The 15,571-nt window shown below is 61.4% G+C and carries 16 protein-coding genes; 12 read left to right on the forward strand and 4 right to left on the reverse strand.

Going from position 1 to position 15,571, the window contains the following annotated elements:
* The first annotated feature begins 127 nt into the window (after positions 1-127).
* Complete coding sequence (locus ACMCNM_RS00490) at positions 128-553, forward strand: OsmC family protein (protein ID WP_027592027.1); 426 nt, start codon at positions 128-130, stop codon at positions 551-553.
* Positions 554-626: 73 nt separating this feature from the next.
* Entirely contained in the window at positions 627-860 is a 234-nt protein-coding gene (locus ACMCNM_RS00495; RefSeq protein WP_027592026.1) for a DUF1161 domain-containing protein, read from the forward strand.
* A gap of 117 nt (positions 861-977) precedes the next feature.
* Here ACMCNM_RS00495 and ACMCNM_RS00500 read toward each other — a convergent pair whose 3' ends face one another.
* Both ACMCNM_RS00500 and ACMCNM_RS00505 read right to left on the reverse strand, forming a co-directional pair.
* Positions 978-1,391 carry a hypothetical protein gene (locus tag ACMCNM_RS00500; RefSeq protein ID WP_412763780.1) on the reverse strand — a complete coding sequence of 138 codons (414 nt, stop codon included), beginning with the start codon at positions 1,389-1,391 and terminating at the stop codon, positions 978-980.
* 55 nt (positions 1,392-1,446) lie between these two features.
* Entirely contained in the window at positions 1,447-1,860 is a 414-nt protein-coding gene (locus ACMCNM_RS00505) for a hypothetical protein (RefSeq protein WP_027592024.1), read from the reverse strand.
* Positions 1,861-1,945: 85 nt separating this feature from the next.
* Between ACMCNM_RS00505 and ACMCNM_RS00510 the strand changes: the two genes are divergently transcribed.
* A complete protein-coding gene (locus ACMCNM_RS00510) occupies positions 1,946-3,019 on the forward strand; it encodes an aminopeptidase (protein ID WP_412765892.1) in 1,074 nt (357 codons plus the stop codon).
* 136 nt (positions 3,020-3,155) lie between these two features.
* On the opposite strand, the gene ACMCNM_RS00515 is transcribed toward ACMCNM_RS00510, so the two are convergent.
* Both ACMCNM_RS00515 and ACMCNM_RS00520 read right to left on the reverse strand, forming a co-directional pair.
* Positions 3,156-3,806 carry an HAD family hydrolase gene (locus ACMCNM_RS00515; RefSeq protein WP_186703900.1) on the reverse strand — a complete coding sequence of 217 codons (651 nt, stop codon included), beginning with the start codon at positions 3,804-3,806 and terminating at the stop codon, positions 3,156-3,158.
* A 19-nt stretch (positions 3,807-3,825) separates the two neighbouring features.
* Positions 3,826-4,374 (reverse strand): gamma carbonic anhydrase family protein, encoded by a 549-nt coding sequence (locus ACMCNM_RS00520; RefSeq protein WP_412763781.1) that lies wholly within the window; start codon positions 4,372-4,374, stop codon positions 3,826-3,828.
* 66 nt (positions 4,375-4,440) lie between these two features.
* On the opposite strand from ACMCNM_RS00520, the gene prlC reads away from it, so the two are divergent.
* The 9 genes from prlC (at position 4,441) to ACMCNM_RS00565 (ending at position 15,567) form a co-directional block, all read left to right on the forward strand.
* Entirely contained in the window at positions 4,441-6,528 is a 2,088-nt protein-coding gene (gene prlC, locus ACMCNM_RS00525) for an oligopeptidase A (protein ID WP_412763782.1), read from the forward strand.
* Positions 6,525-6,806: a YheV family putative zinc ribbon protein gene (locus ACMCNM_RS00530; protein WP_027592019.1), complete on the forward strand. Its 282-nt coding sequence runs from the start codon at positions 6,525-6,527 to the stop codon at positions 6,804-6,806. The genes prlC and ACMCNM_RS00530 overlap by 4 nt, the downstream gene beginning before the upstream one ends.
* 97 nt (positions 6,807-6,903) lie before the next feature.
* Positions 6,904-8,898: a M3 family metallopeptidase gene (locus ACMCNM_RS00535; RefSeq protein ID WP_412763783.1), complete on the forward strand. Its 1,995-nt coding sequence runs from the start codon at positions 6,904-6,906 to the stop codon at positions 8,896-8,898.
* A 65-nt stretch (positions 8,899-8,963) separates the two neighbouring features.
* Positions 8,964-10,022, forward strand: a complete 1,059-nt coding sequence (locus ACMCNM_RS00540; protein WP_027592017.1) for a PA0069 family radical SAM protein — start codon at positions 8,964-8,966, stop codon at positions 10,020-10,022.
* Between the two features lie 568 nt (positions 10,023-10,590).
* Complete coding sequence (gene trbB, locus ACMCNM_RS00545) at positions 10,591-11,541, forward strand: P-type conjugative transfer ATPase TrbB (RefSeq protein ID WP_309475947.1); 951 nt, start codon at positions 10,591-10,593, stop codon at positions 11,539-11,541.
* A gap of 14 nt (positions 11,542-11,555) precedes the next feature.
* Positions 11,556-11,951, forward strand: coding sequence for a conjugal transfer system pilin TrbC (gene trbC / locus ACMCNM_RS00550; RefSeq protein WP_099427994.1), 396 nt, complete (start codon positions 11,556-11,558; stop codon positions 11,949-11,951).
* 3 nt (positions 11,952-11,954) lie between these two features.
* Positions 11,955-12,266: a conjugal transfer protein TrbD gene (locus ACMCNM_RS00555; RefSeq protein ID WP_027592014.1), complete on the forward strand. Its 312-nt coding sequence runs from the start codon at positions 11,955-11,957 to the stop codon at positions 12,264-12,266.
* Entirely contained in the window at positions 12,263-14,821 is a 2,559-nt protein-coding gene (locus ACMCNM_RS00560) for a VirB4 family type IV secretion/conjugal transfer ATPase (RefSeq protein ID WP_027592013.1), read from the forward strand. Before ACMCNM_RS00555 ends, ACMCNM_RS00560 begins: the two co-directional genes overlap by 4 nt.
* Complete coding sequence (locus ACMCNM_RS00565; RefSeq protein WP_027592012.1) at positions 14,818-15,567, forward strand: conjugal transfer protein TrbF; 750 nt, start codon at positions 14,818-14,820, stop codon at positions 15,565-15,567. The genes ACMCNM_RS00560 and ACMCNM_RS00565 overlap by 4 nt, the downstream gene beginning before the upstream one ends.
* Positions 15,568-15,571 lie beyond the last annotated feature (4 nt).

The raw sequence follows: 15,571 nt of genomic DNA on the forward strand, positions 1-15,571 counted from the left end.
GTATGGGCACATTCGGTGGATTCAATGCTTGAGGTCAGATTGATCTGAACTTGCCGTAGGTAGCTGACCTCTGAACCCTTAAGCATGTCACCCCCAAGATATGTAAACGTAGCGACCAGGAGGCATCATGAAAAAGACAGCATCGGCGATCTGGCAAGGCGGCCTGAAGGACGGCAAAGGCTTGCTTTCCACTGAAAGCGGCGCGCTCAAGCAGAACCCGTATGGCTTCAATACCCGTTTCGAAGGCTCGCCCGGCACCAACCCGGAAGAGCTGATCGGCGCTGCCCATGCCGGTTGCTTCTCGATGGCGCTGTCGATGATGCTGGGCGAAGCTGGGCTGACTGCGGACCGCATCGATACCATTGCCGAGGTAACGCTGGACAAGCAGGCCGACGGCTTTGCCATCACTGCCGTGCACCTGATCCTGAAGGCCAAGGTGCCGGGCGCGAGCGAGGCGCAGTTCCTTGAAATCGCCAACAAGGCCAAGGCCGGTTGCCCGGTGTCGAAGGTGCTCAACGCCACCATCAGCCTGGATGCCTCGCTGGTGGGCTAGGCGGCGCAACGAGGGCGGTTTGCTGTAGTCTAAACAGCAATGGCAGCACGACTGCCCTTTCAGGAGCCGTTCCATGATCCGCGTAGCAATCGCCGTGTTGGCCTCCCTGCTCGCCACCTCTACGCTGGCGGCAGTGAAACCGTGCGAAGAATTGAAAGCCGAGATCGAGGCCAAGATCCAGGCCCAGGGCGTACCGTCCTACACCCTGGAAATCGTGCCCAACAGCGAGGTCAAGGACCCGAACATGGTCGTGGGTAGCTGCGAAGGTGGCACCAAGAAGATCATCTACCAGAAGAACGACCGGTAGCGTCTGAATGCTGGGGCCGCCTTGCGGCCCTTCGCGACGCAAGGCCGCTCCTACAGGTACATGACTGACTGTGGGAGCGGCCTTGCGCCGCGAAAGGGGCGCAAAGCGGCCCCAACGTCACGGAATGCAAAACACGTTGCTGGGCTCGTTCACTAGCACCTTGCGGCTGGCGTCGTACAGCAGCACCTGCGGCTCCATCACGGGCGCCCGGGCCTCCAGGCGATAGCGTTCGCCGGCTTTGAAATTGTCATAGCGCACTGTCAGATAACAGGTACGGTCCCTCGGCTGGGACATGATGCCCCCGCCGTAAATCTCATAATCGAAACGCACCACCAGCTCGTGCTTGCCAGGCGTTACTTGGAAGTATCGGCCATCCTCCAGCCGCTTACCGTCGAGGCGGTCGGCCATGAGGACTCTGCCGGGGGTAATGGTAGAAAGCTCGACCCAGGCCTGCTTGGGGTCGACGGGCGGCAAGGGGCTGGCGCAAGCCCCCAGTGCACTGAGGGCGATCAGCATCATGGGCTGGCGCATGGCAAAACTCCCACTTGCGATTCACACGTTACAAGCATAGCGCCGTTTGCGAGGTTCAGGTGCGCTGACAGCCCGCTGGCAGGCCTTGGCCCACCAGTTTTTGCTGGTGGTCATAAAGTTTGATCCAGGGGCGGAAGCCAATGCTGCCCGCCTGCAGCTGGTAGCGCTGGCCGGCGCTGAAGTCCTTGAAGGTGAGGTTGAGCTGGCAATCGCGCCACAGCGGCTCGTTGACCGGGCCGATATTGCTCGGGGTGACCGGGAACTGGTAGCGCACAGTCAGTTCGTGGCTGCCGGGGGCGACTTCGAAATAGCGTGTGTCAGCCCAGTCGCGTTCGTCCACCTGCACGGCGTGCAGCGACGTCTCGTCCACGGGGGTGAGGTCGACCCAGGCCTGGTTCGGATCCGGGTCCGGCAGGGTGGAGCACGCAGACAACAGCATGAGTGTGCTGGCGGCAAACAATGGACGCATGGCGAAACTCCCCCCTGGCGAGATAGTCTTGGAGCGAATTGGCCATGAGCGAGTCAGACAGTCCCAGATGCTTCGACTTTTTCTTTTGCAGCGCTCAGGCCCTGGGCCACTCGACCGCCTTTTCACCCGTTTTGTTCCCGTGTTGGCGGCCGTTCTGCTGAACGGTTGCAGCAGCGTCGGCTATTACGGCCAGTTAGCAGAAGGCCAATGGCAGCTACTGCGCGCGCGTCAGCCGGTGGAAAAGGTGCTGGCAGACCCGGCCAGCAGCCCGCAGTTACGTGCGCGGCTGCAGCATGCCGAACAGGCCCGTGTATTCGCCAGCCAGCAGCTGAAACTGCCGGACAACCGCAGCTACCGGGTTTACGCCGACCTGGGGCGCCCCTACGTTGTATGGAATGTATTCGCCACGCCTGAACTGTCGTTGCAGCCGGTCACGCATTGCTTCCCGATTGCCGGCTGCGTGGCCTATCGCGGCTATTACCGCCAGGGGGCGGCGCGTGGCGCGGCGGCGTTGATGCGCCAGGCGGGTATGGATGTGTATGTGGGCGGCGTCGAGGCGTATTCGACCCTGGGCTGGTTCGACGACCCGTTGTTGTCGTCGATGGTTGGCTGGGGGGATGAGCGGTTGGCGTCGTTGATTTTCCATGAGCTGGCCCATCAGCGCTTTTATGTGCAGGACGACACGGCGTTCAACGAATCATTTGCCACCTTCGTCGAGCAGGAGGGATCGCGGCAATGGCGCGCAGCGCGTGGGCTTGCAGCGACCGTGGATGATCAGGCGCAGCAGCGTGACCAGTTCATTCGGCTGGTGCTGGCCAGCCGTGAACGGCTCCAGGTGATGTATGCCGGGCCGCTGGATGACGCGCACAAGCGTGTGGCGAAGCAGGCGGAGTTCGAGCGGTTGCGGCGCGAGTACCGAGCTGTGCGTGATAGCCAGTGGGCGGGCGACACGCGATATGACGCCTGGATGTATGGGCCGATGAGCAATGCCAAGCTGCTGCCGTTTGGGCTGTATGACCAATGGGTGCCGGCGTTTGCGGCGGTGTTTGGTGAGGTTGGTGGGGATTGGGGGCGGTTTTATGAGCGGGTCGAGCAGTTGGGACGATTGCCAATTGAAGAGCGGAAGGCAGCGTTGCAACGGTTGATGGTTAGCCGGTGAGATTTTGGGGCCGCTTTGCGGCCCATTCGCGGGGCAAGCCCGCTCCCACAGGAATATCGCTGAACTCAAGGTCAGCGCTATTCCTGTGGGAGCGGGCTTGCCCCGCGAATGGGCTGCAAAGCAGCCCCAATCATTATCAGGCGTTAATGAAGGCCCGATGCATCTCGGCCAACGTAGCGAAATGAAACGCCGGCGCTTGGGCCGTCAACTCTTCTTCGCTACCAAACCCATACCCCACCGCCACCGCCTGCAGCCCATTGCTGCGGGCCCCGATCAGGTCGTGCTTGCGATCGCCGATCATCAGCGTTTGCGCCGGGTCCAGCCCTTCCTCGTCGAGCAAGTGACGAATCAACTCGACCTTGTTGGTACGGGTGCCGTCCAGCTCACTGCCATAAATCACCTTGAAGTGATGGTCGAACGCAAAGTGTCGAGCAATCTCGCGGGCGAATTCCCAAGGCTTGGACGTGGCCACATACAGTGTGCGCCCTTGGCCATTGAGGGTCTCGAGCAGCTCCGGTACGCCCTCGAACACCTGGTTTTCGTACAGGCCAGTGACGCGGAAACGCTCGCGATAAAAATTGACCGCCTCCCACGCCTTGGCTTCGTCAAAGCCGTAGAACTGCATGAACGCCTGCAGCAAGGGCGGGCCGATGAAGTGTTCGAGGCGGGCCAGGTCGGGTTCATCGATGCCCAGTTTGGCCAAGGCGTACTGGATGGAGCGGGTGATGCCCAACCGTGGGTCGGTCAGGGTGCCATCAAGGTCGAAGAGGATGTTCTGCTGGTGCATGTAAGCGATTCCACTCAAGTCATTCTGGTTGGTCGTAGCCTTCGGCCAGGTGCTGGTCCTTGAGCTTGACGTAATTGCTGGCGCTGTACGGGAAGAACGCGCGTTCTTTGTCGGTCAGCGGCCGGGCCTGTTTTACCGGGCTGCCCACATACAGGAAGCCGCTCTCCAGGCGCTTGCCGGGCGGTACCAGGCTGCCGGCGCCGATGATCACTTCGTCCTCGACGATGGCGCCGTCCATGATGGTGCTGCCCATGCCGACCAGAATCCGGTTGCCCAGGGTACAGCCATGCAGCATCACCTTGTGACCGATGGTCACTTCATCGCCGATGATCAGCGGGAAGCCATCCGGGTTGAACGGGCCGGCATGGGTGATGTGCAGCACGCTGCCGTCCTGCACGCTGGTGCGTGCGCCGATGCGGATGCGGTGCATGTCGCCGCGTACTACAGTCAATGGCCAGACCGAGCTGTCTTCGCCAATCTCCACGTCACCCAACACCACCGCCGAGCGGTCGACGAAGGCCCGTGGTGCAACTTTCGGAGTGTTTTGCTGGAAGCTTCGAATGGCCATGATAGGGTCTCTCATCTGTGCCGATAGGCAGGCTGCCTGCTGCGGTCGGCGTCGATTGTAATTAAGATGGTCCAGTGTTTCTTCTGCCAAGGTATCCAAACCGTGAGTGCGACCAACCCGCTTCTGCAGCCCTACGATCTGCCGCCCTTCTCGGCGATCCGCGCCGAACACGTGCTGCCGGCGATCGAAGAGATCCTGGCCGACAACCGCAAAGCCATTGCCGATATCCTCGAAAAGCAGGGCAAGAACCCTACCTGGGCTGGCCTGGTGCTGGCCATGGACGAACTGAATGACCGCCTGGGCGCTGCCTGGAGCCCGGTCAGCCACCTCAATGCTGTGTGCAACAGCAAGGAATTGCGCGAGGCCTACGAGTCTTGCCTGCCAGCGCTGAGCGCCTATTCTACCGAACTGGGCCAGAACCGTGCGCTGTTCGAAGCCTACGAGGCGCTGGTCAACAGCCCGGAAGCGGCGAGCTTCGACGTGGCGCAGAAGACCATCCTTGAACATGCCCTGCGCGACTTCCGCCTGTCGGGCATCGACCTGCCGGCCGACAAGCAACAGCGCTATGCCGAAGTGCAGAGCAAGCTCAGCGAGCTGGGCAGCCGGTTCTCCAACCAGCTGCTCGATGCCACCCAAGCCTGGACCAAGCACGTCACCGACGAAGCCGTGCTGGACGGCCTGACCGATTCGGCCAAGGCGCAGATGGCGGCCGCAGCCCAGGCCAAAGAGCTGGACGGCTGGCTGATCACCCTGGAATTCCCCAGCTATTACGCGGTGATGACCTACGCCAGCGACCGCGCCCTGCGCGAAGAGCTGTATGCCGCCTACTGCACCCGCGCCTCGGACCAAGGCCCTAATGCTGGCCAGTTCGACAATGGCCCGGTGATGCAGGAAATCCTCGACCTGCGTCAGGAACTGGCCAAGCTGCTGGGCTACCCGAACTACGCCGAACTGAGCCTGGCCACCAAGATGGCCGAGTCCAGCGACCAGGTGCTGAGCTTCCTGCGTGACCTGGCCAAACGCTCCAAGCCGTTCGCTGCCCAGGACCTGGAGCAGCTCAAGGCTTACGCTGCCGAGCAGGGCTGCCCGCAGCTGTCCAGCTGGGATGCCGGTTACTTTGGCGAGAAGCTGCGCGAGCAACGCTACAGCGTGTCGCAGGAAACCCTGCGTGCCTACTTCCCGATCGACAAGGTGCTGTCGGGCCTGTTCAGCATCGTTCAGCGCCTGTACGGCATCGAAATCGCCGAGCTCAAAGGCTTCGACAGCTGGCACCCGGATGTACGCCTGTTCGAAATCAAGGAAAACGGCCAACACGTCGGTCGCTTCTTCTTCGACCTCTATGCCCGCGCCAACAAGCGCGGTGGCGCCTGGATGGACGGCGCCCGTGACCGTCGCCGCACTGTCGGCGGCGTGCTGCAGAGCCCGGTGGCCAACCTGGTGTGCAACTTCACCCCTGCCGCGCCCGGCAAGCCTGCGCTGTTGACCCACGATGAAGTCACCACCCTGTTCCACGAGTTCGGCCATGGCCTGCACCACCTGCTGACCCGTATCGAACATGCCGGTGTGTCTGGCATCAATGGCGTGGCCTGGGACGCGGTCGAGTTGCCGAGCCAGTTCATGGAGAACTGGTGCTGGGAGCCGGAAGGCCTGGCGCTGATCTCCGGCCATTACGAAACGGGCGCTGCCCTGCCCCAAGACCTGCTGGACAAGATGCTGGCGGCGAAGAACTTCCAGTCGGGCATGATGATGGTGCGCCAGCTGGAATTCTCGTTGTTCGACTTCGAGCTGCACGCCACCCACGGCGATGGCCGCAGCGTGCTGGAGGTGCTCGAAGGCGTGCGCGACGAGGTGACAGTGATGCGCCCACCGGCGTACAACCGCTTCCCCAACAGCTTCGCGCACATCTTCGCGGGCGGTTATGCCGCGGGCTACTACAGCTACAAGTGGGCCGAAGTGCTGTCGGCTGATGCGTTCTCGCGCTTTGAGGAAGAAGGCGTGCTGAATGCCGAGACCGGCCGTGCCTTCCGCGAGGCGATCTTGGCGCGGGGTGGTTCGCGTGAGCCGATGGTGCTGTTCGTCGACTTCCGTGGCCGTGAGCCTTCCATTGATGCATTGCTGCGCCACTGCGGGCTGAGCGAGGACGCGGCGGCATGAGTGAGGTAGTTGTGAACAAGACCAAGAAGCGCTTTATCGCCGGGGCGGTCTGCCCGGCGTGCAGCGAGCCCGACAAGCTGATGATGTGGAACGAAGATGGCGTGCCGCACCGCGAGTGCGTGGCCTGCGGCTTCACCGATACCCTGAATGAACAAGGGCTGTCGGTGCCTTCGGAGCTCGGCACGCGGGTCAACCACCTGGCGCCCAAGCCGGCGCCGGCGAAGGTGCAGACCGTGCAGTTCTTCCCCAATCCGAAGCTGAAGAAACCGGCCGAATAAGGCCGGCCTACCTGGCCGGGTGGTAGATAATCAAGCCTCTACCGCCCTGCCAGGTAGGCATGCTCGCCCGCTCCCCCACTGAGCAAGGCGATGCGTCATGGACAATCCTCTCCTGCAAGGCAGCAAGACCCCCGTCGATTATTCCGCGATCACTTTGCAGAACATGCAGGCGGCATTCGATCATGTGCTGCAGGCGCACGAACAAGGCATCGCCCGCATCATCGAACGGCAACAGGCGCTGCCCACTTGGGATGACCTGGTGTTGGCAGTCGATGAGCTGGATGCGCAATTGCTGGCGGTGCTCTATGCCGTCATGCCACTGATGGGTAAGGCGCCGAGCTGGGGCGAGGCGATTATGGGCTTCTACGCCCGAGCGGTCGCACGCTTCGATCAAAAATTAATCAACGCCCGCCTACAGGCACTCTACGCACGCCTGGCCAGTAGTGCCCATGGCATGAACTTGGTTGCGCAGCAGCGCGCCACCCTGAGTTGGCACCTGGACAAGTTCGCCAGCAGTGGCGTTGCGCTCGGCGAAGCCGACAAGGCGCGCCTGGTCGAGTTACAGACGCAGATCGGCAACCTGCACCAAGCGTTCTTAGGCAACCTCGACCGGCCAGGGCTGCTGGTCGATGATGAAGACGAACTGCGTGGCCTGCCACCCAGGCTGCGTGAGGAGCTGGCGGTGCGCGCTGAGGAAGCCGGCGAGCAAGGCTGGCTGGTCGCCTGCGAAAGCGCGTCCACCGAGGCCGTGCTGCGCCAGGCGGCCCATCGCCCCTTGCGTGAACGGCTCTACCGCGCGTTTCATACCCGTGGCGTTAGTACCGATCTGGCGCAGGATAACGGCACCCATCTGCAGCAACTGGCAGAATGCCTCGACGAAAAAGCCCGCCTGTTGGGTGCTGCCAACCACGTCGAACTGAGCCTGCGCAGCAAGAGCGCCGGGTCGCTCAGCGAGGTAGGCGATTTTCTCCAGGGCCTGGCAGCGGCAGTGAAGCCGGCAATGGCGCAGTGGCGCACGAAGCTTCAACAGCAGGCGACGGCGCAAAACCTGGGGCCTGTTCAGCCTTGGGACATCAGCTATCTACAGGCCACAGCGGGCGACGCCAGCGCCAATGAGGCCTTTCGTGATTACTTCCCGTTGAGTGCAGTGGTCACGGCCTTGACTGGCCTGGCCCGGCAACTGTTTGCGCTCGACCTGCGTCCCAGGCAGCTGGCTGCCTGGGACGACAGCGTGCAAAGCTTCGAGGTCTGGCAGGACCACGCCTACATAGGCCTGCTTTACCTGGACGCGGTGCAACACACTGGCAAACAGCCCGACGCCGTGTTCACCACCTATGTGCGTAACCGGCGCATTGATGCCGAGGGCATCTACCAGCCTGCGGTGGTGGTGGTGAACAGCGATATCCCCGCCGCACTGGCGGGCGCCGAGCCGTTGCTCGATCACCTGTCGCTGCGCAAGCTGTACCACGAGTTCGGCCATGCCCTGCACCACTTGCTGGTGCGCACCACCAACCACGTCATGTCCAATGTGACCGAGCTGGGCAATGACGGCGTGGAGCTGTTCGGCAAGCTGCTGGAGCGCTGGGTGTGGGATGCGCGTTACCTGGCGGGTATCGCGGCGCAGCGTGAAGATGGCAGTGCGCTGAGCGAGGCCCAGGCTGAGGCATACCTGAGCCAGTTCAAGCAAGAAGGCATCGAGGAAATCGGCCGCGACCTGAGCCTGGCGCTGTTCGACCTCGACCTGCACGGCGCGCCCCATGACGGCAGAACGCTTGAGCAGCGCCTGCAGCAAGCCCGCGGCCTTTGCGGCTACTGGCCTTTGGCGGATTTCGAACACCCCGCGCATGCCTTCGATCACTTGGTCACTGGCTACGATGCCGGCTTTTACGCCTACCTGTGGGCAGACGTGCATGCCTTCGACCTGTTCACGCGTTTCGAAGCACACGGCTTGCTCGACCGCGAAACGGGGCGCGCGCTGCAAGAGACACTGTTCGAACCCGGTGCCTCGCAGCCGCTGCGTGATGGCATCGAAGCCTTCCTCGGGCGCCTGCCCAGCCATGCCGCCTATGCACGTTGGTACGGCCTCACCTGACCAGAGGCGCTGGAATAAACCGCGTGCCACCTATACTGTATATAGATACAGTATAGGGGTGGATGATGATTCCTCCAGCACCGCAAAAAGGCCGTGGCACGGCGCATAACCCACACAATCGCTTTGCCCCGAACCATTCGGTTGCGGAGGATGACGGCTGGTACCAGGAAGTACCGCTGACCCAAGGCACCGAGGTGCGGGTCGAAACCGCCAAGACCGTCATCAGCCGCAACACCTCGCCCGACCTGCCCTTCGACCGGTCTATCAACCCCTATCGAGGTTGCGAGCATGGTTGTATCTACTGCTATGCCCGGCCCTCGCACGCGTATTGGGACCTGTCCCCAGGCCTGGATTTCGAGACCAAGCTGATCGCCAAAACCAATGCTGCCGACGTGCTCGAACAGCAGTTGAGCAAACCGGGCTATGTTTGCGCGCCGATCAACCTGGGTTCGAACACCGACCCTTACCAGCCCATCGAGCGTGACCACCTGCTGACCCGGCGCTTGCTTGAAGTGCTGCTGCGCTTCCGCCACCCGGTGACCATCGTCACCAAAGGGTCACTGGTGCTGCGTGACCTCGACCTGTTGTCCGAGATGGCCAGCCAGCGGCTGGTGCGGGTGATGATCAGCCTGACGACGCTGGACGACGACCTCAAGCGGGTGCTTGAGCCACGTGCGGCATCGCCCAAGGCGAGGTTGCGGGCGATCCGGGTGCTGCGCGAGGCGGGTGTGCCGGTGGGGGTCTTGTGTTCGCCGATGATACCGATGATCAACGACAGTGAACTGGAGCGCTTGCTGGAGGCCGCCAAGGAGGCTGGTGCGCAAAGCGCTGCCTACATGATGTTGCGCCTGCCTCTGGAAGTGGCGCCGCTGTTCGAGCAGTGGTTGCAGGACCATTACCCCCAGCGTGCGGCCCATGTGTTGAGCCTGATTCGCCAGAGCCGCGGCGGTGAACTGTATGACAGTCGCTTTGGTGCACGCATGCGTGGCGAGGGCATTTTCGCCGAGCTGCTGGCGCAGCGGTTCGCCAAAGCCATGCGCAAACTGGCATTCGAGGGGCGTGAAGCACAGGCGCTCGATTGCTCGAAATTCTGCCCGCCTGGTGGCCAGTTGGCATTGTTCTGAATGCCCGACAGTAACGCCGAAGTGGCACACTAGATATCAAAGTGGCATCTAATTGCCATTACTTAGTGGCACTTCAGCGGAGCCGGTGAAGTTGCGGTGCCTGCCGGGCCTATATTCATACTGGATTAACTTTCTCTGCCAGCGTTTACGTAAGAATACGTCGCGTGCAAGTGTGAACTCTGTCAAATTTTTCAAGCCATTTAATACTGGCAAAGATAGTGGCACTTAAATATCAAATTAATATAGATGTTCTGTTAAGCCCAGATTTTACGGTGCCTGCAGCCATTCCTGTCTGACTAGTCAATGGGACGTTAGTCCCAAGCGTGTAAGAGAAAGCTTACAAAGCTGTAAGAGATCGACTCTTTCGTTAGTAATTGTTGCCGGGTAACCTGCGCGCCCTTGTGAAGTGGCTCGCATAACACGAACAAATTCTGCAATTGCAGGCTAGTTCGCGGGCGGTGACATTCCGCTTCGCCATTAGTTCAAAGAACTGCACGAGAAAACATTTGGAGTGCCCTCCCCAAGACCTTGGGGCGGTATCTATTTTCATGGACGATCAAGTGTGGAAATCGCAGAAACTGCCAGCCTGAAAGAGCGCGCTAAAAAGAAACTGGAGCGCGATGCCGGCCCCCTCATCATCGATGCACTCAACGATCCGCAGACCGTTGAGCTGATGTGCAATGGCGACGGCAAACTCTGGCTGGAGCAGTTGGGCAAGCCGATGAGGCACATCGGCGACCTGCGCCCGGCCCAGGCCGAGTCCATCATCAAGACCGTGGCCGGCTTCCACGGCAAGGAAGTGACCCGCAGCAAGCCGTTGCTCGAGGGCGAGTGGCCGCTGGACGGTTCTCGCTTCGCCGGCCAACTGCCGCCCGTGGTGCGTGCGGCCACCTTTGCCATCCGCAAGAAGGCGGTGGCCATCTACACCCTGGACCAATATGTCGAATCGGGGATCATGACCCCGATCCAGTGCGACGCCATCAAGCGCGCCATCCGCGATCACCGCAACATCCTGGTCATCGGCGGTACCGGTACCGGCAAGACCACCCTGGTTAACGCCGTCATCAACGAAATGGTCGTGGAGTTCCCCAGCGAGCGGGTCTTCATCATCGAAGACACCGGCGAGATCCAGTGCGCGGCCAAGAACTTCGTGCAGTACCACACCACCGTCGATGTGAGCATGACCCACTTGCTCAAGACCTCCCTGCGCATGCGCCCGGATCGCATCCTGGTGGGCGAGGTGCGCGGTGAAGAAGCGCTCGACCTGATCGATGCCTGGAACACTGGCCACCCCGGCGGCGCGGCGACGTTGCACGCCAACAGCGCCAGCGAGGGGCTGACCCGCCTCAAATCCCTGGTTTCCCGCAATAAATCGGCCCCGGCCGAAATCGAACCGCTAATTGGCGAAGCGGTTCACGTCGTCATCTCCATCGCCAGAACCCCAGAAGGCCGCCGCATTCAGGAAATCCTCGAGGTTTCCGGGTACGACAACGGCCGCTACATCATGCGCAATCTTTAAGGAAAACACTGCACATGCACGCCAACACTTCGCTGTTCCGTTTCAATGCCCAAACGTTTGGCTACCTTGCCTTCAGCCTCCTGCTGCTGGCGGTGATGGTTGCGCCGGACAATGCCTTTGCTGCTTCCAGCACGGGTGGCAAGTTGCCGTACGAAAGCTGGCTCACCTCCCTGCGCACGTCGGTTACCGGCCCTGTTGCCTTCGCGTTGTCGATCATCGGCATCGTTGTGGCGGGTGGCGTGCTGATCTTTGGTGGCGACCTGAACGGTTTCTTCCGCACCTTGATCTTCCTGGTGTTGGTCATGGCGCTGATCGTTGGTGCAAACAACATCATGACTGGCTTCTTCGGCACTAGCGCCGAGTTGGCGCAACTGCTGCCGCAGCAGAGCGCGACATTGAGTCAGGTCTGAGCCATGGCCCTGCGCACGATTCCCATCCGTCGGGCTGGCAACCGGGACAACCTGTTCATGGGCGGGGATCGCGAGCTGGTGATGTTCTCCGGGTTGCTCGCCTTCGCGCTGATATTCAGCGCCCAGGAGCTACGGGCAACCGTAGTGGGCCTGGTGCTTTGGTTCGGTTCGCTGTTCGTATTCCGCGTAATGGCAAAGTCCGATCCAAAGATGCGCCACGTCTACCTGCGTCACCGGCGCTACAAGGCCTATTACCCGGCGCGTAGCACACCGTTCAGAGACAATCCTCCAAGTCAGGGAAGTCAATACAAATGATCGAAGGTATTGCGTATGCCATCGCAGCCCTCGGTGCTCTGCTGGTATTCATATTGATCCAGCGGCTGCTGCAGGTGGATGCGGAACTCAAGCTGAAAAAGCACCGCTCGACTGAGGCAGGGCTGGCTGATTTGTTGAATCATGCGGCGATGGTCGATGATGGCGTGATCGTGGGTAAGAACGGCGCGTTCATGGCCGCCTGGCTCTACCGTGGGGACGACAACGCCAGTAGCACTGAAGCGCAGCGAGAGTTGGTCTCACTGAGGATCAACCAAGCCCTGGCAGGCCTGGGCAATGGCTGGATGATTCACGTTGATGCGGTGCGCCGCCCTGCGTCGAACTACTCGGCCAAAGGCGTATCTCATTTCGCCGACAGCCTCACCGAGGCCATGGACGAAGAGCGCCGCGCGTACTTCGAATCGCTGGGGACCATGTACGAAGGGTACTTCGTGCTCTCCCTCACCTTCTTCCCGCCGATGCTGGCTCAGCAGAAGTTCGTCGAGCTAATGTTCGACGACGACACTGCGCCGCCGGATGCCAAAGTTCGTACCCGTAACCTGGTTGAGCAATTCAAGCGCGACTGCGTCAGCGTCGAGGGCAGCTTGTCCTCCGTGCTCAAAATGACGCGCCTCAAGGGTAACCAGCAAATCACCGAGGAAGGTGCGCGGATAACCCATGATGATTTGCTCAGCTGGGTGCAGTTCTGCGTCACCGGCGTAAGCCAGCCTGTGTTGCTGCCTAGCAACCCGATGTACCTGGATGCCGTCATCGGTGGCAAGGAACTGTGGGGTGGCGTGGTCCCGAAGATCGGTCGCAACTTCGTCCAGGTGGTCGCCATCGAAGGTTTCCCGCTGGAGTCGGCGCCAGGCATCCTCGCCGCGCTGGCCGAGCTGCCGTGCGAGTACCGTTGGTCCAGCCGTTTCATCTTCATGGACACCCATGAAGCGGTGCAGCACCTGGAAAAGTACCGCAAGAAGTGGAAGCAGAAAGTCCGCGGCTTCTTTGACCAGGTGTTCAACACCAACAACAGCAACATCGACCAGGATGCGCTGTCGATGGTGCAGGACGCCGCCGATGCGATCGCCGAGGTGAACAGCGGCCTGGTCGCACAGGGTTACTACACCAGCGTGGTGGTCCTGATGGGTGAAGACCGCGCAAGCCTTGAAGAGTCTGCGCGCAGTGTCGAAAAGGCCATCGAGCGACTGGGCTTTGCCGCACGTATCGAGACCATCAACACCCTCGATGCCTACTTGGGTAGCCTGCCCGGCCACGGCGTAGAGAACGTGCGTCGCCCGTTGATCAACACCTTGAACCTGGCCGATCTGCTGCCCACCAGCAGCATCTGGACCGGCAGCGCCGAGGCGCCCTGCCCGCTCTACCCACCGCTGTCGCCAGCGCTGATGCACTGCGTGACCAGTGGCGCGACGCCATTCCGCCTCAACCTGCACGTGCGTGACCTGGGCCATACCTTCATGTTTGGGCCAACCGGTGCGGGCAAGTCGACGCACCTGGCGCTGATCGCAGCCCAGTTGCGTCGTTACAAGGGCATGTCGATTTTCGCGTTCGACAAGGGCATGTCGATGTACCCGCTGGCGGCTGGTATTCGCGCCGAGAGCAATGGCCGCTCCGGGCGCCACTTTACGGTGGCGGCTGACGACGAGCGCCTTGCCTTCTGCCCGTTGCAGTTCCTCGAGACCAAAGGCGATCGCGCCTGGGCGATGGAGTGGCTGGACACTGTGCTGGCGCTCAATGGCCTGGAAACCACTGCGGCACAGCGCAACGAGATTGGCCATGCGGTGATGACCATGTACCGCGACGGCTCTCGCACGTTGTCCGAGTTCTGCATCATCGTGCAGGACGAATCGGTCCGCGAAACCCTGCGCCAGTACACCGTTGACGGCACCATGGGCCACCTGCTCGATGCCGAGGAAGACGGCCTGTCGCTGTCCGATTTCACCGTGTTCGAGATCGAAGAGCTGATGAACCTGGGTGACAAGTACGCCCTGCCGGTGCTGCTGTACCTGTTCCGCCGCATCGAGTGCGCGCTCAAAGGCCAGCCAGCGGTGATCATTCTCGACGAAGCGTGGCTGATGCTCGGCCACCCAGCCTTCCGCGAGAAGATCCGCGAATGGCTGAAAGTGCTGCGTAAGGCCAACTGCCTGGTGCTGATGGCCACGCAGAGCCTGTCCGACGCGGCCAATTCGGGGATTCTCGACGTCATCGTCGAGTCCACCGCCACCAAGATCTTCCTGCCCAACGTCTATGCCCGCGACGAGGACACCGCTGCCCTTTATCGCCGCATGGGCTTGAACGCCCGGCAGATCGAGATCCTCGCCACGGCTGTGCCCAAGCGCCAGTACTACTACGTGTCGGAAAACGGCCGACGCCTTTACGACCTTGCCCTTGGGCCCCTGGCGTTGGCCTTCGTCGGTGCTTCCGACAAAGAGTCCGTGGCAGCCATCAAGCGCCTGGAAGCCAAGTTTGGCAATGCCTGGGTGGCTGAGTGGCTGGCTTCAAGGGGCCTGAGACTGAATGATTATGGAGTCGCTGCATGAGCCTTGCTGACAGCATCAAGGGACTGGTTTTCAAACGTCCCGCCAATGCCACCGAAAAGACGGAGGCACCTCAGGGCGCCGTCCTCGACAACCCGTACCTCACGGCTCGCCGTACCTGGAACGACCATGTCGGCAGCCTGGTGACCTCGCGCCAGTCCTGGCAGGTAGTCGGCATCCTCTCGATGATGGTCGCGCTCGCCGGAGTCGGCGGCATCATCCACATCGGCAGCCAGTCGAAGTTCGTTCCCTATGTGGTGGAAGTCGACAAGCTTGGCCAGCCCATGGCGGTATCGCCCGCACAGGCGGCAGCGCCGGTGGACCTACGGGTGATGAAGTCGCAGGTCGCGTCTTTTATTGCTGATGCGCGCACGGTAACGCCAGACGTCGCGTTGCTGCGTAAGTCCATCTTCCGTTTGTATGCCTTGCTCGGGCCGAACGACCCCGCGACCCAGAAGATGAACGAGTGGCTCAACGGCAGCAAGGAATCGAGCCCGTTCGTACGCGCCGCCGAAGAAACCGTCAGTGTCGATATCCGTTCGGTCATGCAGCAGACCCCGGAGACCTGGCAGGTGGATTGGGAAGAAGTCACCCGTGACCGCCAGGGCATGCTCAAGGGCAAGGCCACCTGGCGCGCCCTGGTCACCACCTACACCGCCGAACCCACTACCCAGACCAGCGAGGAGCAAGTACGGATGAACCCGATCGGGACCTACGTGCGTGACTTCTCCTGGTCCAAGCAACTTTGAAGGA

The organism is Pseudomonas sp. NGC7, assembly GCF_047159675.1.
GTDB classification, from domain to species: domain Bacteria; phylum Pseudomonadota; class Gammaproteobacteria; order Pseudomonadales; family Pseudomonadaceae; genus Aquipseudomonas; species Aquipseudomonas kermanshahensis.